This window comes from Streptomyces cyslabdanicus, assembly GCF_052663305.1.
Genome location: NZ_JBQRUW010000052.1, coordinates 14,920 through 38,798, shown reverse-complemented (window position 1 = coordinate 38,798; position 23,879 = coordinate 14,920). Strand labels below are relative to the sequence as shown.

Sequence of the window (23,879 nt, the reverse complement as noted above, 5' to 3'; positions counted from 1 at the left end):
AGCCGGGAGGCTCCCCCCGCCGCCGGTGCCACCCCGCCGGCGTCTCTCCGCACGGTGCGCTCCCGTGCGCCCGCCGTGACCCCTCCTGCTCACGCGGGGCCCGTGGTCGACTGTGCTTCCGCGGACCGGCGCGCGGCCGGCCCGGTGGGTGAAGGAGTCCACGGGAGGGGCGGAGTTGAGTCTGCAGCGTGCACTGGCTCCCAGCGAGGCGGCGATGGCCGCGACCGGCAGTCCCACCGTCGCCGGCTGGACGCTCCACGGGGACCTGGACACCGGGTTGCTGCGCGACGCCGTCCAGGTGCTGGCTCACCGGATGCCGGTCCTGTCGGCTCGCATCGCCGAGGGATCCGACGGCCTCGTCCTACGGCGCGACACCACTGACGAGCCGGTCGGCTTGGGCTTCGCGTCCGACGGGTGGGCCTCGCACGACGCCCACTTCCTCCGGCCCGGCGACCGGGTGCTGCGCGTCCTGCTGCGTCGCGACGGCCCCCGCGAGCACACGCTCGCCCTGCTGGCCTGGCACGCCGTCAGCGACGGCGCCTGCATGCTGGCGCTGCACCAGCGGTTGTGGCGGATCTACCGGGAGCTGACCGCGGGCGGCGGCACCACACCTCCCGCCGAGTCCGCCGGACTGCCCCGGCCGCTGGAGGAGCACCTGCTCACCCGGCACCGTCCCGCCGACGTCACCGCCTATGCCGCGCACTGGTCGGCGCGGCTGGACGCGTCGCAGCCGGCCGTCCTCTTCCCGCGGGCCGCCCGCGACGGCGGACCGGGGCCGGTCGACGGAGCCCACCGCCACCGGTTCACCCTGTCCGCTCAGCAGACCGAGGCGCTGACTCGTGCGGCGCACCGCCACGGCACGAGCGCCAACGCCCTGCTCTGCGCCATGACGGTGACCGCGGTCCGCGGCCTCCTCTCCCCCAAGGACGGCCTGGAACAACTGACCTGTCTCGTCCCGGTCGACCTGCGGTCACGACTGCGTCCTCCCCTGCCGGCGGACGAGTTCGCCTTCGCCGCTTCCACCGCCTCCGCCACCGTCACCGTCGGCCCCGAAACCGGCCTCGGCGCGACCGCCGCGGAGATCGGCCGCCAGCTCCGAACGGCCCTGGCCGCCGGCCACGCCGAACTCGAGTACCTGGCCACCGCGCACATGCTGAGCCGGCTGGCCTCCGCGGCCGTCACCGCGGCCGTCAGCAACGTCGCCCCCTACTGCGCTCCGCCCGTGCTGCCGGCCGGCCTGACCGCCACGCGCCCGCACGTCCTGACGATCCCTCCCGGTCCCGTCCCCACGCTGTTCGTCACCCGCCACGACGACGCGCTCTGCCTGGACCTCGTCCAGCCTCGCGCCTGGTACACCCGCGAACAGGCCGGCCACCTGGCGAACGCTCTGCTGCGCACCCTGACCGTCACCATCGGCGCACCCGGCATGGAGGACCTGGACCTCACCCGCCCCGCCCCGCCCGCGAGATGACGGTCGGGGCCGGCCTACGAGCCGGTGCCCACGGCGGACGCGGTGTTCACGCGGCCGGCGCGCCGAACGCCCGCGCGGCGTCGCACATCGCCTCGACGGCCCGCCGCACGCTGATCTGGCCGTTGCCGGCCACGATGTGCAGTCCATAGGCGTCCTCCAGCGCCACCAGGTTCAGGGCCGCCGTCGGCACGTCCAGGACGAGGTGGAACGCCCCGGCGTCGACGCCGAGTTCGAGCACGGTCCGGTACGTGGCCAGTTGCCGCTCGTACATCGACTCGACCAGCCTGGTGTGCAGCGGGGAGGTCTCCGCGAGCACGTCGAACTCGTACAGCAGGCGCATCAGCGCGTCGTCGGGTCCCGTCGGGAGTCCGGCGCGGATCGTCTCCCCGAGGAGTCGCGCCGGGTCCTCGATCGTGCCCCGCAGCGCGTCCCGCCGGTCGCAGAAGCGTTCCATGCCCGCGCGATAGGCCTCGCTCAGCAGCGCGTCGAGGTCGTCGTAGTAGTAGAGGACGGCTCCTCGGGTCAGCCCCGCCTTGCGCGCCACGTCCGCGAGTGAGAGGGAGCGCAGCCCGGTCTCTCCTGTCGTGTCGATGACCGCCTGGATGAGGTGGGCGCGGCGTTCGTCCTGTTTTTTTGGGCGGGCCATCCCTTGACAGTAGCCGAGATGCTCATGAGACTCGAAACATTCTTTGACGCCGATGACAAAAAACGCGCGCATCGTCTCGGCGCACCTTCGCCGCGCGTGCGTGGCGCGGCTCAGAACCAAGGACGACCATGCTGGACACCCTGATCACCGGCGCCCGTGTGCGCACGTTCGACGACGCCCGGCCGTGGGCCGGCGCCGTCGGCGTCACCGGCGGGCGCATCGCCTTCGTGGGCGAGGAGGCCGACGCCCCCGCGGCCCGGGAACACCGCCGCCTGGACGGCGGCCTCCTCACTCCGGGCATCGTCGACAGCCACAACCACCTGCTGCTCGGCTTCGACCCCGACGCGGTCAGCCTCGAGGGCGCCGAGACCCTCGAGGAGGTCCGCCGCCGCATCGCCGAACTCGCCGACGCCCGCCCTGACCTGACCTGGGTCTGCGCCGAGAACGCCGTGTACTCGGTGGTCCACGGCCGCCGCCCCCACGCCCGCGACCTGGCGGGCATCACCTCCCGCCCCGTCTTCGTCACCACCTACGACCAGCACTCGGTGTGGCTCAACGACGCCGCCGTGCGCGCGCTGCGCCTGGACGACGGCGGTGACATCCCCTGGGGCCGCCCGGAGCGCGACGCCGACGGCCGCGCCACCGGATGGGTCACCGACTTCTACACGAGCGCCATGACGACAGCGGGCCTGGCCGGCCTCCAGCGCGACATCCCCATGTACTCGCCCGAGCGGCGCTACCGCAAGCTGCTGGGCAGCCTCGGGATGGCCACCGCCGCCGGCATCACCACCGTGGTGGAACCGCAGGTCCCGCTGGCCGAGATCGACCTGTTCCGGCGTGCCCGGGACGAGGGGCGCCTCAGCTCCCGCGTCATCGCGGCGCTCTTCCACCCCATGGGGTCCGACGGCGCGTTCCGGAAGCAGTTGCGTGCCGCGGCCGACGCCGCCCCGAGCGGTGACCGCCTGGCCTTCGGCCCGGTCAAGCTCTACGCCGACGACGTGATCGAGCCCCACAACGCCTGGATGCTGGACGACTACGCCAACCGGCCCGGGCACCGCGGCCACCCCTCCGCACCACTGGGCGAACTCACCCAGGTCATCACCGAACTGGACCGCCTCGGCTTCCAGACCCACACCCACGCGACGGGCGACGGCGGCATCCGCCTGGCCCTGGACGCCATCGAGCACGCCGCGCGCACCAACGGCACGCGCGAGCGCCGCCACGGGATCGTGCACGTCGAGTGCCTCGCCCCGGAGGACCTGCCGCGCTTCGCCGATCTGGGCGTCACCGCCTGCATGCAGCCGCGCCACTGCTCCCCCGACCTCGTGGCCGGCACCTGGATGGAGAACGTCGGCGAGGCCCGCTGGGAGCGTGCCTGGCGACTGCGCTCACTGATGGCCTCCGGTGCCCATGTGGCCCTCTCCAGCGACTGGCAGGTGGGAGAGATGGACCCCCTGATCGGGATCTACTCGGCCCTGACCCGTGCCGGTCTGGACGGCGGCGACGCCTGGACCCCCGCGGAGCGCCTGGGGCTCGACGACACGTTGCGCGGCTACACCGCCGAGGGCGCCTGGGCCTGGCACCGGGAGGGCGAGTACGGCGTGATACGCGAGGGCGCCAAGGCCGACCTCGTCGCGTGGTCCGAGGACCTCTACGCGCTCGAACCGGACCCGGCGGCGCTGCTCCAGCAGCGGGCCGAGGTCACCTGGGTGGGCGGCGAGGTGGTCCACGAGGCCGCCACTGCACGCGCCACCGCCGGCCACTACAGTGCGCTCACCTCCTGCTCCACCCACGCCGAAGGCGGTCACGCCCATGTCTGACGGCAACCTTCCCCCACACACCGCCGAGGGCACCGCGACACAGGCCACGGTGCACCGCTCGCCCGTCGCAGCGGACGGCACCGGGCAGGGCACCGCGACCGCCCCCGGCCCCGGCCGGGCCCAGGACGCCCAGGACGCCCCGGGCGGCGCACAGTTGCGCCGCAGCCTGAAGCTGCGCCACATCGTCTTCCTGGGCCTGGCCTTCATGGCGCCGCTGGCGGTGTTCGACACCTTCGGTCTGGTCTCCGAGGCGACCGACGGCCATGTGCCGCTGGCGTACCTGGCCGTCCTCGTCGCGGTGGGGCTCACGGCGCTCAGCTACGCGCGGATGGCCCGCCGCATCACCTCCGCCGGATCCGTGTACACGTACGCCGGCAAGTCGCTCGGGGCGCCCGTGGGCTTCCTGGTGGGCTGGTCCGCGACGCTGGACTACGTCCTGCTGCCCATGCTCAACGCCCTGCTGGCCGCGATCTACATGGGTGCCGTGCTGCCCGGCGTCCCGGCGTGGGTGTGGGTGCTCTCCACCGTGGTGGTCTGCACGGCGCTGAACCTGGTGGGCGTGAAGCTGGCCGCCAAGGTGAACGTGGCGCTCGTGGTCATCCAGGCCGGCGTGGCCATCGCCTTCCTGGTGTTCGCCGTGCGGGCCATCGCCACTCACGGCGAGTCCTTCGGAACCACCGGCTGGGACCCGGCCTCGGTTCCACTGCCCGCCCTGCTCAGCGGCGCCTCGCTGCTGGCCCTGTCCTTCCTGGGCTTCGACGCCGTCTCCACCCTCTCCGAGGAGGCCGAGCAGCCCCGCCGGGACATCCCGCGGGCCATCCTGCTCATCGTGGCGGCGGCCGGGGTGTTCTTCCTGGCCATCACCTACGCCATGCAGACGCTCTTCCCCGATGTCTCGGCCGTGGGCAACATCGTGGGCGCCTCGCCGGAGATCGCCAAGTACATCGGCGGCGCCGCGTTCCAGGCGGTGTTCGTGGGCGGTTACCTCACCGCGGTCCTCGGGTGCGGCCTGACCCAGCAGATGAGCGCGGCACGGCTGCTGTTCGCCATGGGCCGTGACGGCATGCTGCCGCGCGCGGTCTTCGGACGGGTCGATCCGCGCACCGGCGTCCCCGCCGCCAACGTGCTCGTCGTGGGTCTCATCGCCGCCTCCGCCGTCTTCCTGGACCTCGGCAGCGCCGCGTCGCTGATCAACTTCGGCGCCTACGTCGCCTTCGCCGCGGTGAACCTCGCGGTGATCGGGTTCTGGGTACGCGACCGGCGTGCCGGGCGGGCACAGGCCCGCGGACCCATGGCCGCCGTACTGCAACTGCTGCTGCCGGCTCTCGGATTCGTCGTGAACGTGGCCCTGTGGGTCAGCCTGGACACCCCGGCCAAGGTCGTGGGCGTCATCTGGGCGCTGGTGGGCGTGGGGATCCTCACCCTCCGCACGGGAGGATTCCGCCGCCCGGTGCGGACGCTGAACCTGGAGGAGTGAGCCGTCGGCAGCGCTCGGGCGGGTGAGCGGCCCGGGCGCACCGCACCGACGGCACCGGCGGGAACGCCGCTGTGCCGGGGACGCGCCGGTCGGGCCGGCGAACTCGTCGACGGAGTGCCACCCGCGCTCACTGTGCGGGCAGCCCCGCGACCGTGCCGGTGCCGGAGGGTCTCCTCAGGGCGCGCATGGCGAGGGCGCCGGCCAGGGGGCCGGGGCCCAGGAGGAGGAACGCGTAGCGCCAGCCGACGGCGTCGGCGAGGAGGGGGGTCAGCTGGATGCTGACGACCGTGAGGGCGAAACCGATCGCGGTCTGGGCCGTGAGGGCCGTTCCGACGTAGCGGGAGTCGGCGACTTCGCTGAGGGCGGTGGAGAACACTCCGGAGTCGGCGATCACGGCGGCGCCCCAGAGAGCGCAGAACGCGACCAGGAGCGCCGGCGGACAGTGGACGAGCAGCGGTGAGAGCAGGCAGCACAGACCGCTGGTGAGCAGGGCCGCGACGGCGGCGGGTGAGCGTCCGAAGCGGTCGGCGCCCCAGCCGCCGAGCAGGCAGCCGATCACACCGCCGACGCCCATGGTGAGGAACACGGTGACCTCGACCGATCCGGGAAGGTCACGGGCACGGTCCGTCGCGGCGAGGAAGGCGGGGATCCAGGTCCACAGGGCGTACAGCTCCCACATGTGCCCGAAGTATCCGAGGTTGGCCGAGCGGGGGCCGCGCTGGGTGAACATGGTCAGGGCGTAGCGGGGGTTGCGGGTGGGCGCGGCCGGGGCGGCGTGGGGGCCGACGCGGATGAAGGCCAGCGCGACGCAGGAGGCCAGGAGCCCGGCGGCCGACGCGACCAGGAGCACGCCCCGCCAGGGCAGTGACCCGATGCCGGCGATGAGGTGCGGCAGGGTCGAGCCGAGTGTCAGGGCGGCGATGAGCACCCCCATGGACCTGCCGCGTGCGGCGCCGGGGGCCCAGGAGGCCATGAGTTTCATGCCGACCGGATAGACGCCGGCCAGGCACACCCCGGTCACGAAGCGGAGGGGAACGGCTGTGGCGAGCCGGTCGACCGACACGGCCAGCAGCACGGTGCACACGGCGGCCGCGGCGGCGCCGCCGCCCAGCAGGCGCTGGGGTGGAAGACGGTCGGCGAGCGTGAGCGCGGCGGAGGTGAGCGCGCCGGTGACGAAGCCGAGCTGGACCGAGGCGGTCAGCCACACGGCGTCGGCCGAGTCGAGCCCCCACTCGCCGCGCAGGGTGGGAACCACCGCCGACATGGAGAACCAGACGGCGAGGCCGAGGACCTGTACGGCGGCGATCGCGCCGCGCTGCGTAACGGCGTTCATGGTCTCCCCCCGGGCCGGTGGGTGTCCGGGCTGACGCACCGCTCGGTCTTCCCGTACAGGACCGGCCCCCTTTCGCGAACTGCTCGGCCATCGGTGCCGCGCCGGGCACCGCCGCCACCGCGGCGCCCGCCCCAGCGGCGCCGACGTGTGGCGGCAGAAGCCTACGGGGCTGTCCACCGGCCGCTCCGCCCGGCTCCCGCTGCTAGTGCCTCTCGTTTGGATCATGCCGGGCTCGCTGATCCGGCCTGATCCAAACGAAAGACCCTAGGCCGCTCAGGCCCTGCGCACGTCCGTCCGGGAGGACAGCTCGCTAAACCGGCGCTCGCCGGGCGGCACGGACGAGCGCTGGATGGCGAGAAGCGCGGCGTCGTCGCTGAGTGCCCGGTCGGCATGATCGAGGAGATCCCGGTGGAGGTGCCGTACGAGCGTTTCGGGACCGCTCCTCGCCCACTCGGTGACCCGCTCCTCCAGGGGATAGAAGGCCCGGTCGCGGTCGCGTGCCTCCACCACGCCGTCGGTGTAGAGGAGGAGGGTGTCGCCGGCGTCGAACGTGAACGTGTGCGAGGTGCGCACGTCCGGCCCCAGCACGAACATCCCCAGGGGAGGCGAGGGGTGGGGAGGCACGACGCTCGTCACCCGGCCGTGTCTGATCAGCAGGGGCGGCGGATGCCCGCAGTGGGTCACCCGCGCGACGGGACCGTGGTCGGGGATCTCCAGCAGCAACGCGGTGATGAAGTGCTCCTGGGCCTCGTCGTCCGCTTCGGGGAACTGGGTGAGGTAGCGGCACACGCTCCGGTCCAGGGCGTCGGCGAGCGCGGGCAGCGTGGCGTGGTGGTGGGCGGCCTCCTGGAACGCGCCGAGCAGCGTGGCCGCCTCGCCGATCGCGGCCAGACCGTGCCCCCTGACGTCCCCGATGATCACGCGCGTGCGGCCGTCGGTGCGAGCCACCGCGTACAGGTCACCGCCGATGCGGGCCTCCCTCTCGGCGGCCAGGTACGAGTACGCGATGTGCAGCGGGCCGAGCCGGTGGGGCAGCGGGCGCAGCAGGGCACGCTGGGCGGCTTCGGCGACGGACCGCACCTGGGCGAGCTCCTCCTGCCGCCGGTCGCGCACCCAGCACACGAACACGGCGAAGACCGAGAGGATCGCGAGCCCGGTGATCGCGGAGATCTGGCTCACGGCGGTGAGCCCGACCTGGAGTGAGGAGATGAGGACGTGGGCCCCCACCGCCAGCGCCCCGATCAGTCCGGTCAGTCGCGGTCCCGCGAAGGAGGTGGTGATGGCGGGTGCCGCGACGAGCAGCGGACCGAGGCTGATCGATTCGGGCGTGCGCAGATCCGCGACGGTGATGACCAGGATCAGTCCGAGGGGGATCGCCACCAGCGCATGGCTCGACTGCCAAAGGCGCCGTACACGGCCGAGGTGCTGCCCAACGTGCATGCATCCAATGTGCACGATTCGCCCGGGAATCTGGATGTCTGTCCGGACACACCGGGCCCGGGGCCGCCCGGGCGTGGTCGATGTCTGCCCGGTTCGGCGACACACAACCCATGAATCCACACAAACAGAACATAACGGATTTCGCGATTGCCAAATTTCGCAATTGCTTAGATGCTGTGTTCGCTGTGCCCCTAGGTAGCCGGGGGCACAGCTTCTGAGTGGCTCGCCCCCGAGGGGGGCTGTACGAGAGGAAGCTGAGGGGGCGTGTCGGTTCCGGTGTGCAAGGCGCAGGCCGAGTTCGAGGAAGCCGGGGTCACCGCCGGATGAGCACGACTCCCGCCGGCGCGGTCCGGGCACGGATCACGTCCTTGCTTCCCTCCCGCTCCGATCTGTCCCAGATGCGGCGTGATCCGCGCCGAGACCTGCTCGCCGGGCTCACGGTCGCGATCGTGGCGCTGCCGCTGGCCCTCGGCTTCGGGGTGTCCTCCGGGCTCGGTGCCGAGGCGGGCCTGGCGACCGCGGTGATCGCCGGCGCGCTGGCCGCCGTGTTCGGCGGGTCGAATCTCCAGGTGTCGGGCCCGACCGGGGCGATGACCGTGGTCCTGGTTCCGATCGTCGGCCAGTACGGTCCGACCGCCGTCCTCACGGTGGGTCTGATGGCGGGCGTGATGCTCGTCGTCCTCGCCGCGTTCAGGGCCGGCCGCTACATGCAGTACGTGCCGGCACCGGTGATCGAGGGCTTCACACTCGGCATCGCCGGAGTGATCGGACTCCAGCAGGTGCCGAACGCGCTGGGCGTGCCCAAGCCCGAGGGCGACAAGGTGCTCGTCATCACCTGGCACGCGGTCGAGGAGTTCGTGAAGGCGCCGGACTGGACTGCCGTGGGGCTCGCGGTCTCCGTGGTCGTGGTCATGCTGGCCGGCGCACGGTGGCGGCCGACCGTGCCGTTCTCCATCGTCGCCGTGATCGCCGCCACCGTGGTGGCCCAGGTCGCCGGGCTGGACGCGAAGCCGATCGGCGACCTGCCCGCGGGGCTGCCGGCGCCCTCCCTCTCCTTCTTCGACGCCGGCTCGCTCGGCTCACTGCTCGCCCCGGCCGTGGCGGTGGCCGCGCTGGCCGCGCTGGAGTCACTGATGTCCGCGGCCGCCGCCGACGCGATGACCGTGGGGCAGCGGCACGAGCCGGACCGGGAACTGCTCGGCCAGGGCCTGGCCAACATCGCCGCCCCGCTGTTCGGCGGCGTCCCGGCCACCGGAGCCATCGCACGCACCGCCGTGAACGTCCGCACGGGTGCCCGCTCCCGGCTGGCCGCCCTCGTCCACGCCGCCGTCCTCGCGGTGATCGTCTTCGCGGCGGCACCCCTGGTGTCGAAGATCCCCCTGGCGGCGCTGGCCGGCGTGCTGCTGGCCACCGCGATCCGCATGGTCGAGGTCGGCTCGCTGAAGGCGATGGCCCGGGCCACGCGGTCCGACGCCGTGATCCTCGTCCTGACCGCGGCGGCGACACTGGCCCTGGACCTGGTGTACGCGGTGATCATCGGCCTGCTGACCGCCGGGGCCCTCGCGCTGCGGGCCGTGGCCAGACAGGCCCGCTTCGACCAGGTGTCCCTGGACCGGGGGGATCACACCGACGAGGAGCACCAGCTGCTCGCCGAGCACATCGTCGCGTACCGCATCGACGGTCCACTGTTCTTCGCCGCCGCGCACCGCTTCCTGCTGGAGTTGACCGAGGTGGCGGACGTGAAGGTCGTCATCCTGCGGATGTCACGCGTGTCCACGATGGACGCCACCGGCGCCCTGGTCCTGAAGGACGCGGTGGAGAAGCTGAACCGGCGTGGCATCGTCGTCCTGGCCTCCGGGATCCGTCCCGAGCAGCGGCAGGTCCTCGGCTCCGTCGGCGCTCTGGAGCTGCTGCGGCACGAGGGCCGCGACTACGCCAACACGCCCGAGGCGATCCACGCCGCCCGCGACCACCTGCACATCGCCGGGGTCCTGCCCGCCGAGCCGACGGCACCGGCTGGACAGTGACGCGGCGGGACACGCGAGGATAGGGCGCATGTTCTTGACGAGTAGAGGGATGCGATGCCCAGTGGTCCAGCCGTTCCTGTCATGCGGTGCCGGGAAGGGGACCGCAGGGTGAGTACGCCCCTGTACCAGTTGAAGGCCGAGTTCTTCAAGACGCTCGGGCACCCGGCGCGCATCCGCGTCCTGGAGCTGCTCAGTGAGCGCGAGCACGCGGTCGCGGAGATGCTGCCCGAGGTGGGGATCGAGCCGGCGCACCTGTCCCAGCAGTTGGCGGTGCTGCGCCGGGCGAACCTGGTGCGGACCCGCAAGGAGGGGTCGAACGTGTACTACTCGCTCGCCGATCAGGAGGTGGCGGAGCTGATGCGGGTGGCGCGTTCGATCCTGTCGGGTGTGCTGGCGGGGCAGGCGGAGCTGCTCGCCGATCTGCGGGCGGGCCGGCCGGAGAGGAAGCCGCCGTCCCCGTGACGGTCGCCGGACAGCCGCCGGCCCCGGGGAGGCGGCCCGTGCGGTGTCGCGGTCGGGGCCAGGGCCTGTCACGGGGCAGGCGGGACTTCCGCAACCGGCCCTACGCCCTGTGGGCGGTGTCGTGTTCCGCCCCCTGCGGCCAGAGCACCTCGACGGCCACACCATGGCTGCGGGCGTAGGCCACCAGGTGCGCCGTCGCGTCCCTCCCCGAGGAGGGGGAGCCGTCCCAGACGGCCAGCACCCGCGCGCACGAGCGCAGCAGGCCCTCGTCGGCCGTCACGCACGAGGTGCGGTCACCGGGGTCGTACTCCACCAGCCGCACCTGCTCGGACAGCAACAGGAGTTCCCCGGCCGCCTTCCGGTCCGGCTCCGCGACATGCGCGGGCACCCCGCCGCAGGACGGCAGGACCGTCACCAGGGCCAGTCCCGCCTTCCGGGCGGCCCGCCCGAACGCCACCGGCAGTCCCTTCCCGGCGCGCACCAGCCCGGACGTTCCCGCCTGGGCGAACGCGGCCAGACGGGAACGCAGTTCCTCCTCCAGCAGAGCCAGCGTCGAGGCGGTGAGATCGGCGTGCCCTACAACAGCGATCACTGGTGGCTTTCCCTTCTCCCCATGCGCTTGATCATCGTCATGGCCGGCGGGCGCGCGCAGGGGTCCGTCGGCCTCGAAAGCAGGGGTCCGTCGGTCTCCAAGTCGGGCGGTTCGGCCCTGGCGGACTCCACCGCACAGGTGCGGCCCGCGCTCTCGCGAAGGCTGTCCGCGAGTGCGGGTCACACCCCGAACAGCTGTGCCGCGTTGTCGTGGCACACGGCCCGCAGCCACTCCTGTCCGAGCCCCAGCCGTTCCAGGGCGTGGAGCTGGTCCACGTAGGGATAGGGGATGTTGGGGAAGTCGGAGCCGAGCAGGATGCGGTCGCCGAGCCCCGCCAGCCGGGGCAGGGCCCGGCTCGGGAACGGCATGAACCCCTCGGTGAAGTCGGTGAACGCCATCGTCGTGTCGAGCCGTACCTGCTCGTACTGTTCGGCGAGGCCGAGGAACTCCTCGTACTCGGGCATCCCCATGTGCGCGACGATCAGTCGCAGCCCCGGGTGGCGCTCCAGCACCCGTGCGATCGGCTCGGGTCCGGTGTGCTTGCCGGGCGCGGGCCCCGAGCCGCAGTGGATCACCACGGGCACCCGCGCCTCGGCCAGCAACCCCCATGCCCGCTGGAGGAGTTCGTCGGCCGGGTCGTAGGCCCCCACCTGTACGTGCGCCTTGAACACACGCGCGCCCGCTTCGACGGCCTCGCGGACGTACGTCTCGACGTCCGGCTCCGGATAGAGGGTGGCGGTGTGCAGGCAGTCGGGGGTGCGGCGGGCGAAGTCGGCCGCCCATCCGTTCAGCCAGCGGGCCATGCCGGGCTTGTGTGGATAAAGCATCGCGGTGAAGGCCCGGACGCCGAACTCCCGCAGGACGGCGGTCCGTTCCGCCTCGTCCGCGCGGTAGGTGATCGGCCACTCGAGCCCGCCGGTCAACGGTCCCTGCGCACCGAAGTAGTCCCACACCTTGTGCAGGACACGCTCGGGCATGAAGTGCGTGTGGACGTCGATCAGCCCGGGAAGACCGAGCCGTTCCCAGAAGCGGCGGACCTCTACGGATGCCATGCGGTGATCGTTCATAGCGCCCACGATCGGCCCCGGTGAGGGGGTGGGCCAGCCTTTCCCGAGGGGCGTGGTGAGGGATCCGTCACATGCTGCGAGGGGTGACCAGGCCGGACTCGTAGGCGGCCACGACGAGTTGGGCGCGGTCACGGGCGGCGAGCTTGGTCATGGCGCGGCTGACGTGGGTCTTGACCGTGGAGGAGCTGATCACCATCCGGGCGGCGATCTCATCGTTGCTGAGGCCGCGGCCGACCAGCGCGAGGACCTCGCGCTCGCGCCGGGTCAGCACCTCCAGTCGCGCGTGCGTGCCCGGGCCCGGGTACAGGGGCCGGGACGTGTACTCGGCGATGAGCTTGCGGGTGATGGCTGGGGACAGCAGCGCGTCGCCGCGGGCGGCAACCCGGACCGCCTGGAGCAGGTCGGCGGGTTCGATGTCCTTGACGAGGAATCCGCTCGCGCCCGCGCGCAGTGCGCTGTAGACGTACTCGTCGACGCCGTAGTTCGTCAGGATCACCACGTGCACGGCGGACAGGGCCGGGTCGGAGGCGATCCGGCGGGTGGCCTCGATCCCGTCCACCACCGGCATCGAGACGTCGACGAGGGCCACGTCCGGGAGGTGCTCGGCGGCGAGCGCGGCCCCGGCCGCGCCGTCGGCGGCCTCGGCGACGACCTCGATGTCGTCCTCGGCGTCGAGGAGCGCGCGGAAGCCGCCGCGGATGAGCGGCTGGTCGTCGACGAGCAGGACCCGGATCACGAGGTGCCGCCGGGGCCGGTGTCGTTCAGCGGGAACTCGGCGCGGACGGTGAACCCGCCCTCCGGCCGGGGCCCGGCGTGCAGCCGCCCGCCGAGTCCTGTGACCCGCTCACGCATACCGGTCAGGCCGGTGCCCGGCTCCGGCTGCGCCGCGGGGGTCGCCCTGCCGTCGTCGTCGACGCGCACGGCCAGCGAGTCCGGCCGGAAGTCGAGACGGATCCGGGCCGAGGCGGCCCCGGCGTGCCGGGCGGTGTTCGTCAGCGCCTCCTGGACGACCCGGTAGACGGCCCGGTCGAGTTCGGGCGGCAGCTCCCTCGGCTCGCCCTCGACGGTCACCGTGGCGGGCAAGCCCGTGGAATTGGTCCGTTCCACCAGCACGGGCAGGAGACCGAGTCCGGTGACCGGGGGCCCGGGCCGGCCGGGTACGGCCTCGCCGGGTGCGCGGAGCACGTCGAGGGTGGCCCGGAGTTCGCGGGTCGCGTCGCCCGCGGCCTCCTGGATGGCCAGCAAGGCCTCCGGCACGCTCTCGCCGCGCTTGCGCGCCAGATGGACGGCCACTCCGGCCTGCACCTTGATCACGGAGATGCTGTGGGTGAGCGAGTCGTGCAACTCGCGGGCGATCCGCAGCCGTTCCTCCCCGGCGCGGCGACGGGCGGTCTCCTCACGGAGCCGCTCGGCGTCGGCCGCCCGCTGCTCGGCGTCGGCGGCGCGCTGCTCGGCCTGCCGGAGGTTGCTGTTCCACTGGCGCCGAACCTCCGCCGCCATCACCGCGGCCACCACCCAGCCGACCAGCAGGAACCGTCCCTCGACGATCTGCCGGGCGGACTGGCCGCCGGAGGATGTGAGGCTCAGCGCCACCGTGCCCGCGACGAACGCGCCCGCGCCCAGGACGACCGTCACCAGCCGGTGGCCCGCGAGGACGGCGGTGTAGACGGCCACGAGAACCGGCAGGGCCGCCCCGTCACCCGGGTAGCCGCGCAGGTGGTAGGCGAACAGGCAGCCGACCGTGGTGGCCACGACCGCGACGGGGAAGCGGTTCCTGGCGGTGAGCGTGAGCCCGCCCACCAGCACCAGCAGGGATCCGGGCACGTCGAGGCCCGTGCGATCGGGGACGGCCACCACCGAGCCGACCAGCGAGACCACGGCGACGACACCCGCCGTCACCGCGTCCCGCGCACAGCCGCGCAAGCTCAGCCGCATGCCCATCCCCGCACGGTAGCGCCGCCGCGCGCGCCAACACGTCACCTCGTAGGGCCATTTCGCACCTACTCCCGGCGCGGTAGCCGCCGGACCGCGTGGTCCTGGTGCGGCAGCGCGCAGTCGCATCGCCAGGGCGACGACGGCGGCCCCGGCGCCCGCCCATCATCGAAGGACGTCTCGGCCGGCACCGCGGACGGTGGATTCGGCGAGGGCATCGGAAGGAGAACAGGTCATGAGGAGTCACGGAGTCGACACGGCCGGCGCCGGGGTACGGGAGCCGGAGCAGCCCGGCCTGCTCATCCCGTGGGCGCGCCGGTACAACCTGCTCGTCACGGTGATCTTCGGCGGCCGCCGGGGCGCGCTGAACACCACGCTGGTGGCGGCGAGCGGCGTCCGCCCGGGCGACCGGGTGCTCGACATCGGCTGCGGTCCGGGGGTCTTCGCCGGGCGGCTCGCCGAGGCGGTGGGGCCCGGCGGCGGGGTGGTCGGCGTCGACCCCTCCGCGCCGATGGTCGCGTACGCGACCCGGCACGCGGGGCGGGCGGCCAACTGCCGCTTCGTCCGCGGGGCCGCGCAGTCGCTGGACCTGCCCGACGGTGAGTTCGACGTGGTCACGTCGACGTTCGCGATGCACCACATCGCCGAGGCGCACCGGGAGGCCGCGCTGGCGCAGATGTACCGCGTGCTGCGGCCCGGCGGGCGGCTGCTGGTCGCGGACGCCTTTCCGACCGGTCCGGTAGCCCCGCGGGTGACCCGCGCCATGGCCAGGATGATGGCCCACGGCACCGCGCACGGGAAGGTGACGGAGGATCCCATGTCCGCCGCCGACGTGCGCCAGTACGCGGAGACGCTCCGTTCCGTCGGGTTCACCGAGCCGCGGTACGCCGACGTGCGGCCCTGGACGCGTTATCTCCTGGCGGAGCGGCCGGCGGCGTGACCGCGGGAGGGGCTCCCCCGCGGGGGAGCGGCGCCGTCCCACCACGTTCGGGCCGGGTGGCCGGGTCACCGCAGCGTGATCCGGCCACCCGGCGCGCGAGGAGGTCCTACTCCTTCAGGCCCACGGCCCCGGCGGCGTGGCCCTGCTCCCGGGTGACGCCGGCGGACTCGGGGTCCGGACGCCAGTCGGCCGACCTGACCAGGCCCGGTTCGACCAGACGCAGCCCCTTCAGGAAGCTCCCGATGTGCTCGGGCGAGCGCAGGTGGTACGTGTTGACGGATTGCGCGTTGTACGCCTCGACGGCCGCCTTGAGTTGGTCGCTGGTGTCCGTGCCGTCGCTCAGGGCCACGTAACTGCCCCGGGGCAGGGCGTCGATCAGCTCGGACACGATCCGCTCGGGCTCCTCCTCGTCCGAGAGCTGGCCCATGATGTTGAGCAGCATCAGGCCGATGGGCCGGTCGAAGTCCAGCGTCTCGGCTGCCCGGGTGAGGATCCTTCGCGGATCGCGCACGTCGGCTTCCAGGTAGGCGCACTTGCCCTCCGGCGTGCTGCGCAGCAGCGCGCCGGCGTGGGCGAGGACGATGGGGTCGTTGTCCACGTAGACGATCCTGCTGTCGGGTGCGACGCCCTGGGCGACCTCGTGGGTGTTGTTCGTGGTGGGCAGCCCGGTACCGATGTCGAGGAACTGGCGGATTCCCGCGTCGCGGGTCATGAACCGCACCGCCCGCACCAGGAAACTCCGTTGCAGGCGGGCGATGGCCGCGAATTCGGGGAACGTCCGCAGGATCATGTCGCCGGCCTGGCTGTCCACCGGATAGTGGTTCTTACCACCGAGCAGGTAGTCCCACACACGCGCCGAGTGCGGGCGATCGGTCTGCAGTCCTGTGTTCCGGTCGTCTCGGTCAGTCATGATCGAAGCATGTCACACGGCACATTTTTTGACGCTCAACTCCTTTGATTCCGAGGCGTGTTACTCGGCCGCACCCGCCCATGAGGAACTCCTCCTCCACATCACCCGGAGGGAGTTTCCCGTCATCCGCCGCGCAGTCGGTCAGCGAGTGATATACCCGGCCGTATCATCTTTGGGCCAGCCCCCGCGGCCGGAGTACCTGCCGCCCGGCTCTCGACACCTGGCACGCAGGCTTCGCCCGGCACGAAGCAAGGAGAGAAGGATGCCCCGAAATACGGCTCCGGCCACCGAGTTGACGTCGCAGTACATCAACCAGGTAACCAGCGACCTCGAGCGCAACGTCAAGGAACAGGAACGCATCACGGCGGAAATCACGGCGCTGCAGGACCAGTTGGCCGCCCTTCAGCACGACCACACCGTCCTGGTGAACATGCAGCAGGCACTCGGTATCGCGGCGGCGGTCGCTGAACCCGCGACCGCCGACAGGGTCTCCGTTCCCTCTCCCCGGAAGAAGGCCACGGCCGAGCCGCGTAAGAAGGCCAAGACGGCGGCCGCAAAACAGCCCGCGGCCAAGAAGCAGTCGGCCAAAAGCGCCGCACCCAAGAACGACGCCGCCGCGAAGAAGGCGCAACTCACGCTGGCGGAACTCGTCCGCCGCCACCTGAGCGAACAGAGTGAGCCGCGTTCCGCGGCGGAAATCGCCACGGCACTCGGCGAGACGCATCCCGACCGCGGCATCAAGACCAACGTCGTGCGCACCACGCTCGAAAACCTGGTGGCCCGGAGCCAGGCTGAGCGCAGCAAGCAGGGCACGTCCGTCTTCTACACCGCTCCGAACCCGCCGGAGCCCAAGGCCGCCCCCAAGGGCCAGGCGCAGGCCGAATCCGCGGCTTAGGATCTTTCGTTTGGAGCAGGCCGGCTCAGGGAGCCCGGCCTGATCCAAACGAGAGGACCTAGGACCACGCCGTCGTGTACTGAACCGCCGTAGTCCCGGCGGGGCCCCTCCACTGCGGGGTCTCCGCGTGGGCTGCGGCGCGGCCGGCGCATGAACGCGCGGCACCTCACGCAGGAAATGCACGGGCATCTCGCCTCCGCGCAGTGCCAGTGGCTCGGCTCGGAATGTTGGACGGCCTTCGGTGAGGGTTCGCGTTGGAGTGGGCTCAGTTCGGCAGCTTCGCTACGTAGATCCAATCGAAGCCGTCGTATCCGGTGCCGTCGAGGTGTTCCGCCCGGGTCAAGCCTGCCCTGACCGCCACGCGCTGGGAGGCGGTGTTGGCCGGCCGGACCCGGGCGATCAGCGGGAGGTCGGGAACGTGCCGAGATGTCCAGCTGGCGACTGCGGTCGCGGCCTCGCCGGCGAAGCCCTGGCCCCATGCGGAGGTGGCAAAACGGTAGAAGAGGTTGAGGACCTTCATGCCGTTCAGTTCCATGGGCTTGATCCCGCAGAACCCCAGTTGCAGGGCTGAGTTGTGGCGTCGGACGACCCAGTACCCGTATCCGCAGCTCTGCCACTGGTTGTTCCAGCGCTGATAGAGCTCTTCGGCCTCTTCGGGCCGGGCGAGAGCGTCGGAAGGATTGTGCAGGCAGGTTCCGGGGTCGCTGTGGATCGCGAAGATCGCATCGATATCGGCTTCAGTCGGACGCCGCAGTGACAGTCGGGCGGTCTGCAGCTCTTCGTCTGCCGGGCTCCGGTCGCTCATGCGAAGATCGTAGGGCTGTATCAGGCAGCCCTGGAGGGGTATTCGGTCCACTGTCGGACGGGTGAGTCGGGCGCGAAGTTGGTTTTCGGTTCGGTACGGGCGTTTCGCCGGCGTATGTAGGCGGCGATGGCGGCGTTCTGCTCGCCGTGACTGCGGTAGTCGGTGCCGTTGAGAGCGAAGTACCGAAGTGCCGCGAACTCTGATTCGATCCAGTTCAGCCACGAGCCGCAGGTCGGCAGGAAGACCAGCTCGATGTCGTTGCCGGCAGTCCACGCCCGGACCTCCGCGTGTCCGTGCGGGGAGAAGTTGTCCAGCACCACATACAGCTTCCCCCCGGGCCAGCGGGCCCGCAGGGCCTTGAGCAGGCCGAGGAACTCCCGCCACCGCTTCCGCTTGCGGATCCGGCCGGCGGGCACGCCCGCGTGCAGGGCCACCCGCAGCTCGCCGCCGGAGGCGACGTCGAGCAGGAGGCCCTCCTCGTGGGTCAGCCGTGCCATGGCCGTGCGCAGAAAGGCCTTGGAGGCATAGGCCACGTGGTCCCGGCCGAACGCGGCGACCGCAGTGCCTCCCTGGGCTCCGGCTGGGGAACGGGCTGACTCGCAGCCGTCCTCCGGCCTGGGCCGGGCGGGAAAAAGCGCATTCTTCCGGGGCTGAGCCTCAGGAATTCCGACGCTGCGGCCGACCGGGCTCCCCGCTCAGTAGCGTTCGGCCTTGGTCAGCCGGGGCGTCAGCTTGGGCTCCGGAGGCTTCCTGCTGAACACGATGGGCTGCTGGCGCTTGCCGGGCTCCAGGTTCTCCGCCCCGGTGTAGCGGGTCTCGACCACGTGCCCCTGCGCGTCCAGGTAGTCGACCTGCACGGCGTAGGACGCCTTGCGGTTCGTCTTGTTGGTGATGGTGACCAGGGAGGCCAGCACACCTCCGGTCTGTGTCCTGGGCACGCCGGTCAGGCTCACCTCCGACCGCGCGTTGCCGCCTCCCTTGACCCCCTTGAGCTCCTTCTCGGCCACCGCGGCCCGGCGGGCGGTCTCGGCCGAAACCGACGCCTCGAACTCCGAGGCACGCGCGGACGCGGAGGACGCCGCCGCCGACGCCGAGGCGCGGGCGGAGGCGATGGCCGAGGACGCGGAGGACTCCAGCGCCGACGGCAGCGGGTGGGGCGAGAAGGAAGCGGTGGCGGGCGGGGTCGGCCTCGGGCTGACCGTGGAACCGCCGCCGCCGTGGCCGCATCCGGTCAGCACACCGACGGCGAGAGCGAGCGTCACCGTGGCCGAGGCGCGGGCGGGGCACGGCCTGTGCGGGCGGACACGCTGAGGGGACGGCGGCAGGTCTTCCGTCGGCTGAGGGCGCATGACCTCATCGTCCGCACCAGGTGTCCGGTACGCGACGCGGGCCGTCCTGATGGGTGACCTTCCGAACACTCGGACATAAGATGTCTGACGTCTGAACTCCAAAAGCGAAGAGTCGAGTGTGAGGAGCCGCGCGTGCGCTCTGCCCCCGTGTCCGGAGAGGGCCCCGTGCCCGCAGAGGACCCCGTGCCCGGAGAGAAGGCATCGCCAGACGCTGGACGGCGGCCGAGCGACCACCGTGTGGCCGTCCTCGGCGCCGGTGCCATCGCCCGTGACCACGTCGCGGCCGTCCCGGGAATGCGGCTGGCCCACGTCGTCGACCGGCATCCCGAGCGGGCCGCCGCGCTGGCCGCCCTCGCCGAGGGGGCCACCTGGTCCACCGACCCGGCGAGCGCGTGGTCCGACGGCATCGACGTCACCGCGGTGTGCACCTCCCCCGAATCGCATGCCGAGTTCTCCGTGGCGGCGCTCCAGGCCGGCCGCGCGGTCCTGCTGGAGAAGCCCGCCGCGCTGAGGGTGGCCGACGCCGACCGGATCCTCTCCGCCGCGAAGACCACCGGCCGGCCCCTGCTCGTGGCTCAGACGGCCCGCTTCCAGCCCGTCCACCTGGACATCGCCCGGGCGGTCGCCGAGGGCGCGATCGGCACCCCCCGCCTGGCCCACCTCACCTGGTACACGGGGCACGTCTGGCCCGGAGGCTGGCGGGGCTGGCAGCTGAACCCGGCCCGTTCCGGGGGCCATGTCGCCCACAACGGCGTGCACGCCCTCGACCTGCTGACCTGGCTCATGGACGACGAGCCGGTCCGCGTCTTCGCCCGCCCCTGCCGCACCTGGGCGCCCGGGATGCCGACCCCCGACAGCTTCCAGATCCTCGTACGCTTCGCCGGCGGCGCCCTCGCGACCGTCGAACTGTGCTACGCCCTCGCGGAACGCGGCACGTTCGTCCGCCGGCTCGTCCTGTCCGGCACGACCGGCACCCTGCACCACAGCAGCGAGGACGAGCCGAGAGCGCACTCGGTGACGCCCCTCGCCCCCGCCTCGATCGACGGCGCCATGACGGAGCAGACGAGGCACCTGCGCGACGTGCTCGACGGTGCGGCCGCCCCGCTGACCGCGCCCCATCAGGTACGTGCCGCTCTGGCCGCCGCCCTGGCGGCACAGCTCAGCGCGGACGAAGGCCGCCCCGTCGACGTCAAGGAGGTCTGCTGAGATGAGGGTTCTCATCGCATCCGGGGTCCGGCACGCCCGTGACTACGTGCCACTGCTGCGGTCCCTGCCCGGCATGGAGGTGATCGGCTGTGCCGACACCGCCGACAGCCCCTTCGCCGAGGACAGTGCCGCCCTCGCCCGTACGACGGGCATTCCGCTGCTCGACCTGGACCAGGGCCTTGCCTCCTGCGACATCGCCCTCGTGTGCAGCGAACCCACGCGCCACGTCGAACTCGCGGTGAGGGCGCTCGAAGCGGACCGCCACGTCGTCGTCGACAAGCCCGCCGCGACCAGCACCCGTGACGCGGAGCGCCTGTGGGACGCCGCCGACCGCTCCCGCGGGCTGCTCACCGCCGTCCACCGCCTCCACTCCCCGCAACTGGCCCGGGCCCGGCGCATCGTGGACTCCGGCGCGATCGGTCTGCCCCTGGCCGTCGACGCGGAGTGGCTCGTGGCCGGCGGACTGGACGGAACCACGGTCGAGCGCCCCGAACTCGTCTGCGACCCGGCGCTGTCCGGCGGCGGCGAGCTGATGAACTTCGGGTGGTATCCGGCACTGACGGTCCGACACCTGACCGGCCTGGACGTGGAGGAGGTCGTCGCCTTCAGCAGCGCCGCGCCCCAGGCGCCGCTCTTCGACGGCCCGCACGGCACCCACGGTGTCGAGGACGCGGCGGTGCTCTCGCTCCGCCTGCGCAACGGAGTGGTGGCGACCGCCACCGTGGCCCGCACCCCCGCCGGCATCGGCCCGGCCCCCGTCTCCTCCAGCCTGCGCGTGCTCGGCTCGCACGGCCACGTACTCGCCGACGAGGACGCTCCCTCCATCTCCGTGCGCACAGCGGACGGAGGCAGCGCCTCCCGCCAGGTCGGCGGGCCCGCGGGCGTGACGGCGCTGCGGCGGCTGTTCACCGAGTTCCGCGACGACATCCGCCACGGACGCACTCCCCTGGTCACGGCAGCCGACATCCACGCGGCCGTCGCCGTGGTCGAGGCCGCCCTGGCCTCCGCACGCCGCGACGGCGCCCCCGTCGCGCCGGCCGTCCGCGCGGGGGGCACGACGGCGGCATGACGCGCCCGCCGCACCTCCCGCGGGGGCGGCACGGGCGACGCGCGGCAGCACGCGGCCCCGGCGAGTCCCTGACCGCCGGGGCCGTGCGGCTCCGCTCGACGCGGTCCGTCCCCAGGCGGCGCTCAGGCGGCGACGGCGGCGTCCCAGGGGATCCGGTGGTCGTACTGCCAGGCCGACTTCTCGGGGGTGGCGAGGCGGGCGAAGAGCGGCAGGAGGGCGTCGCGGAACACCCGGCCGACGGGCCCGGCGGCCTTACCGCTGTTGGTGCGGGCGGCCTGGGCGATGACCCGCTCGACCCGGGCGCGGCGGCCACGCTCGTAGGCGGCGAAGGCCTGTGCGTGCGGCAGGTCCCGGAGCGCGCGGGCGAGTTCCACGGCGCTCTCCGCGGCGAGTGAGGCGCCCTGGCCGGAGCTGGGAGAGGTGGCGTGGGCGGAGTCGCCCACCAGCACCATCCGGCCGCGGTGCCAGTGCGGGACGTGCGGCAGGTCCTCCATGGGGCCCGCGGTGACCAGGGCTTCGGGCGGGGTGCGCCGCAGCAGGTCCAGGGCGGGGACGGTGTCACCGGCGAAGGCCTCGCCCAGCCGGCGCAGCCACTCCTCGTTCGGGGTCTGCCGCACCTGTTGCCACGTCGCGTACGGGTGGGGGAGGTTGGCGAACCAGACGCCGGTGCCGTCGTCGAACGTCTGGTACCCGAAGAAGGCCCGGCGTCCGAAGGCCATGTACATCCGGTCGCCGGTGGGCGGCAGTCCAGCGCCGTCGACGCGGGCACCGAAGCCGAGCAGTCCCGAGTAGCGCGGCCGGGGAGCCCGGGGGTCGATCAGCCGGCGGACGGTGGAGCGCAGCCCGTCCGCACCGATCAGGACGTCGGCCTCCTCGCTGGTGGTGCCGTCGGCGAAGACCGCCCTGATACCGGTGCCGCTGTCGCGGACGTCGACGAGTTCGTGGCCGTGGTGGACCGGGACGCCCTGACGTAGGGCCAGGTCGTAGAGCCGCCGGTAGAGGTCGGCGCGCCAGGTGAACTGCATGGGCTGGCGGATCTCGGTGATGACCCGGCCCCTGTGGTTCTGGAGCACGACGGCGTTCATCGGGACGCCGACCCGGTCGAGTCCGACCAGGCCGAGAGCGGCCCGGCCGTTGGGGGCGACGCTCAGGGCGCCACCGATGCCGTCGGCGGTCGTGGGGTGGGACTCGTGCACGGTGGCCTCGATCCCGGCCCGGCGCAGCGCGAGGGCTGCCACCGGGCCGGCGATGCCGCCCCCCACGACGATGGCGGAGCGAGTGCGGGTCATGTCAGCGGGTCCTCTCCCGGGTGGGGTCGTCGACGGTGGGCAGGCCGCCTTCGCGGTGGGCGCGGCGCAGGTCGTCCAGGTAGCCGCGGGAGCACATGGCGGTGAGCTGGGCACTCCCGCCGCGGCGGATCCGGATCTCGCCGTCGCTGACCGCTCCGACCAGCCGCAGCCTGGCCGGCCCGGCGCCGGGCTGCGCGTCCTTCACCCGGCCGCGGCGGGCGAAGGCGAGGTCGCGGCGGTCCACGGCGACCTCGTCGGGCAGCAGCAGGGTGATCGCGCCACGGACGAGTTCCAGATCCATGGTCAGCGGCTCGTCCCAGGCGATGTACGGGGAGCGCAGGTCCAGCACGACCGTGGCGTGGCGGGCGTGCACGTCGAACTCGGTGGCCTCGGTCCAGTGGCCCAGGTGCTTCACGGTGGCGTGGTCCGCGTGGATGCGCTCGGCGGACGCGAGTCGGGTCGGCGTCGTCATGGCTTGATAGTTGCAGTGAAACTAGTACCACGTCAACTAGTTTCCCTGAGATCATTCCGCTAGGCTCGGACCATGCGCAGTTCCCCCCTCGGCCTCACCGTCCTTTCGCTGCTGCACATGCAGCCGCTGCACCCGTACGGCATCCAGCGGCTGATCAAGCAGTGGGGAAAGGACCAGGTCGTCAACGTCAGCCAGCGGGCGAGCCTGTACCGGACCATCGACCGGTTGCTCGGCGCCGGACTGATCGCGGTGCGCGAGACCAGCCGGGACCAGCAGTACCCCGAACGCACCGTCTACGAGGTGACCGAGGAGGGCCGCACGGCGACGCGTGCGTGGCTGCGGGAGATGCTCGCCGCTCCTCGGGCGGAGTACCCGGAGTTCCCCGCCGCGCTCTCGTTCACGATGATGCTGCTGCCGCAGGAGGTACAGGCCGACCTGACCGCCCGCGCCGCACAGGTGCGGGCCCGGCTCGCCGAACTGGACACCGCCGCCGAGGCGGCACGGCGGATGGCGCTGCCACGGATCACCATGCTGGAGGACGAGTACTGCCGCGCCGTACTGACCGCGGAGCTCGACTGGCTCGACACGGTCACGTCCGACCTCCGCTCCGGCACCCTCACCTGGGACCACGAGACCCTGGCCGCCCTGGCCCGGGACTCGTCCTGACCCCGGCCCGT

The 23,879-nt window shown here is 72.5% G+C and carries 24 protein-coding genes; 11 read left to right on the top strand and 13 right to left on the bottom strand.

Going from position 1 to position 23,879, the window contains the following annotated elements:
- Positions 1–175: 175 nt before the first annotated feature.
- Positions 176–1,471 carry a phthiocerol/phthiodiolone dimycocerosyl transferase family protein gene (locus tag ACTYVM_RS29020; protein WP_445528798.1) on the top strand — a complete coding sequence of 432 codons (1,296 nt, stop codon included), beginning with the start codon at positions 176–178 and terminating at the stop codon, positions 1,469–1,471.
- Positions 1,472–1,517: 46 nt separating this feature from the next.
- Here ACTYVM_RS29020 and ACTYVM_RS29015 read toward each other — a convergent pair whose 3' ends face one another.
- On the bottom strand, positions 1,518–2,117 hold the full coding sequence (locus ACTYVM_RS29015) for a TetR/AcrR family transcriptional regulator (RefSeq protein ID WP_445528797.1): 600 nt from the start codon (positions 2,115–2,117) through the stop codon (positions 1,518–1,520).
- 128 nt (positions 2,118–2,245) lie between these two features.
- On the opposite strand from ACTYVM_RS29015, the gene ACTYVM_RS29010 reads away from it, so the two are divergent.
- Complete coding sequence (locus tag ACTYVM_RS29010) at positions 2,246–3,937, top strand: amidohydrolase (RefSeq protein ID WP_445528796.1); 1,692 nt, start codon at positions 2,246–2,248, stop codon at positions 3,935–3,937.
- The gene (locus tag ACTYVM_RS29005) at positions 3,930–5,414 is read left to right on the top strand and encodes an APC family permease (RefSeq protein WP_445528795.1); all 1,485 of its coding nucleotides are present in this window, start codon (positions 3,930–3,932) and stop codon (positions 5,412–5,414) included. Before ACTYVM_RS29010 ends, ACTYVM_RS29005 begins: the two co-directional genes overlap by 8 nt.
- 127 nt (positions 5,415–5,541) lie before the next feature.
- Here ACTYVM_RS29005 and ACTYVM_RS29000 read toward each other — a convergent pair whose 3' ends face one another.
- The gene (locus ACTYVM_RS29000; RefSeq protein ID WP_445528794.1) at positions 5,542–6,747 is read right to left on the bottom strand and encodes an MFS transporter; all 1,206 of its coding nucleotides are present in this window, start codon (positions 6,745–6,747) and stop codon (positions 5,542–5,544) included.
- 273 nt (positions 6,748–7,020) lie between these two features.
- Complete coding sequence (locus tag ACTYVM_RS28995) at positions 7,021–8,187, bottom strand: PP2C family protein-serine/threonine phosphatase (RefSeq protein WP_445528793.1); 1,167 nt, start codon at positions 8,185–8,187, stop codon at positions 7,021–7,023.
- Positions 8,188–8,510: 323 nt separating this feature from the next.
- On the opposite strand from ACTYVM_RS28995, the gene ACTYVM_RS28990 reads away from it, so the two are divergent.
- Together ACTYVM_RS28990 and ACTYVM_RS28985 are read left to right on the top strand one after the other, a co-directional pair.
- Positions 8,511–10,214, top strand: coding sequence for a SulP family inorganic anion transporter (locus ACTYVM_RS28990; RefSeq protein WP_445528792.1), 1,704 nt, complete (start codon positions 8,511–8,513; stop codon positions 10,212–10,214).
- A gap of 108 nt (positions 10,215–10,322) precedes the next feature.
- Positions 10,323–10,676 carry an ArsR/SmtB family transcription factor gene (locus tag ACTYVM_RS28985; RefSeq protein ID WP_400033444.1) on the top strand — a complete coding sequence of 118 codons (354 nt, stop codon included), beginning with the start codon at positions 10,323–10,325 and terminating at the stop codon, positions 10,674–10,676.
- Positions 10,677–10,776: 100 nt separating this feature from the next.
- Here the strand turns inward: ACTYVM_RS28985 and ACTYVM_RS28980 are convergent, their stop codons facing one another.
- The 4 genes from ACTYVM_RS28980 to ACTYVM_RS28965 all read right to left on the bottom strand — a co-directional run bounded on the left by ACTYVM_RS28980 (position 10,777) and on the right by ACTYVM_RS28965 (position 14,276).
- The gene (locus ACTYVM_RS28980) at positions 10,777–11,268 is read right to left on the bottom strand and encodes a hypothetical protein (protein ID WP_445528791.1); all 492 of its coding nucleotides are present in this window, start codon (positions 11,266–11,268) and stop codon (positions 10,777–10,779) included.
- 179 nt (positions 11,269–11,447) lie between these two features.
- On the bottom strand, positions 11,448–12,335 hold the full coding sequence (locus tag ACTYVM_RS28975) for an amidohydrolase family protein (protein ID WP_445528790.1): 888 nt from the start codon (positions 12,333–12,335) through the stop codon (positions 11,448–11,450).
- Positions 12,336–12,402: 67 nt separating this feature from the next.
- Positions 12,403–13,071 carry a response regulator gene (locus ACTYVM_RS28970; RefSeq protein WP_445528789.1) on the bottom strand — a complete coding sequence of 223 codons (669 nt, stop codon included), beginning with the start codon at positions 13,069–13,071 and terminating at the stop codon, positions 12,403–12,405.
- Positions 13,068–14,276: a sensor histidine kinase gene (locus ACTYVM_RS28965; protein ID WP_445528788.1), complete on the bottom strand. Its 1,209-nt coding sequence runs from the start codon at positions 14,274–14,276 to the stop codon at positions 13,068–13,070. The genes ACTYVM_RS28970 and ACTYVM_RS28965 overlap by 4 nt, the downstream gene beginning before the upstream one ends.
- Before the next feature lie 226 nt (positions 14,277–14,502).
- On the opposite strand from ACTYVM_RS28965, the gene ACTYVM_RS28960 reads away from it, so the two are divergent.
- Positions 14,503–15,207, top strand: coding sequence for a class I SAM-dependent methyltransferase (locus tag ACTYVM_RS28960; protein WP_445528787.1), 705 nt, complete (start codon positions 14,503–14,505; stop codon positions 15,205–15,207).
- 106 nt (positions 15,208–15,313) lie between these two features.
- On the opposite strand, the gene ACTYVM_RS28955 is transcribed toward ACTYVM_RS28960, so the two are convergent.
- A complete protein-coding gene (locus tag ACTYVM_RS28955; RefSeq protein ID WP_445528786.1) occupies positions 15,314–16,117 on the bottom strand; it encodes an SAM-dependent methyltransferase in 804 nt (267 codons plus the stop codon).
- Positions 16,118–16,379: 262 nt separating this feature from the next.
- Here ACTYVM_RS28955 and ACTYVM_RS28950 point away from each other — a divergent pair, with 262 nt between their 5' ends.
- The gene (locus ACTYVM_RS28950) at positions 16,380–17,012 is read left to right on the top strand and encodes a hypothetical protein (protein WP_445528785.1); all 633 of its coding nucleotides are present in this window, start codon (positions 16,380–16,382) and stop codon (positions 17,010–17,012) included.
- Positions 17,013–17,277: 265 nt separating this feature from the next.
- On the opposite strand, the gene ACTYVM_RS28945 is transcribed toward ACTYVM_RS28950, so the two are convergent.
- The 3 genes from ACTYVM_RS28945 to ACTYVM_RS28935 all read right to left on the bottom strand — a co-directional run bounded on the left by ACTYVM_RS28945 (position 17,278) and on the right by ACTYVM_RS28935 (position 18,755).
- Positions 17,278–17,817: a GNAT family N-acetyltransferase gene (locus ACTYVM_RS28945; protein ID WP_445528784.1), complete on the bottom strand. Its 540-nt coding sequence runs from the start codon at positions 17,815–17,817 to the stop codon at positions 17,278–17,280.
- Positions 17,818–17,837: 20 nt separating this feature from the next.
- Positions 17,838–18,350, bottom strand: coding sequence for a transposase (locus ACTYVM_RS28940; RefSeq protein ID WP_445528783.1), 513 nt, complete (start codon positions 18,348–18,350; stop codon positions 17,838–17,840).
- A gap of 162 nt (positions 18,351–18,512) precedes the next feature.
- The gene (locus tag ACTYVM_RS28935; RefSeq protein ID WP_445528782.1) at positions 18,513–18,755 is read right to left on the bottom strand and encodes an FxLYD domain-containing protein; all 243 of its coding nucleotides are present in this window, start codon (positions 18,753–18,755) and stop codon (positions 18,513–18,515) included.
- Between the two features lie 49 nt (positions 18,756–18,804).
- Between ACTYVM_RS28935 and ACTYVM_RS28930 the strand changes: the two genes are divergently transcribed.
- From ACTYVM_RS28930 to ACTYVM_RS28920, 3 genes are all read left to right on the top strand, one after another.
- Entirely contained in the window at positions 18,805–19,128 is a 324-nt protein-coding gene (locus ACTYVM_RS28930; protein WP_445528781.1) for a hypothetical protein, read from the top strand.
- A 275-nt stretch (positions 19,129–19,403) separates the two neighbouring features.
- A complete protein-coding gene (locus ACTYVM_RS28925) occupies positions 19,404–20,372 on the top strand; it encodes a Gfo/Idh/MocA family protein (protein WP_445528780.1) in 969 nt (322 codons plus the stop codon).
- 1 nt (position 20,373) lies between these two features.
- The gene (locus ACTYVM_RS28920; RefSeq protein WP_445528779.1) at positions 20,374–21,441 is read left to right on the top strand and encodes a Gfo/Idh/MocA family protein; all 1,068 of its coding nucleotides are present in this window, start codon (positions 20,374–20,376) and stop codon (positions 21,439–21,441) included.
- 122 nt (positions 21,442–21,563) lie between these two features.
- Here ACTYVM_RS28920 and ACTYVM_RS28915 read toward each other — a convergent pair whose 3' ends face one another.
- Together ACTYVM_RS28915 and ACTYVM_RS28910 are read right to left on the bottom strand one after the other, a co-directional pair.
- Positions 21,564–22,730 carry an FAD-dependent oxidoreductase gene (locus ACTYVM_RS28915; protein WP_445528778.1) on the bottom strand — a complete coding sequence of 389 codons (1,167 nt, stop codon included), beginning with the start codon at positions 22,728–22,730 and terminating at the stop codon, positions 21,564–21,566.
- Position 22,731: 1 nt separating this feature from the next.
- The gene (locus tag ACTYVM_RS28910; RefSeq protein WP_445528777.1) at positions 22,732–23,202 is read right to left on the bottom strand and encodes a hypothetical protein; all 471 of its coding nucleotides are present in this window, start codon (positions 23,200–23,202) and stop codon (positions 22,732–22,734) included.
- 72 nt (positions 23,203–23,274) lie between these two features.
- Between ACTYVM_RS28910 and ACTYVM_RS28905 the strand changes: the two genes are divergently transcribed.
- Positions 23,275–23,868 (top strand): PadR family transcriptional regulator, encoded by a 594-nt coding sequence (locus ACTYVM_RS28905; protein WP_445528776.1) that lies wholly within the window; start codon positions 23,275–23,277, stop codon positions 23,866–23,868.
- Positions 23,869–23,879: the final 11 nt, after the last annotated feature.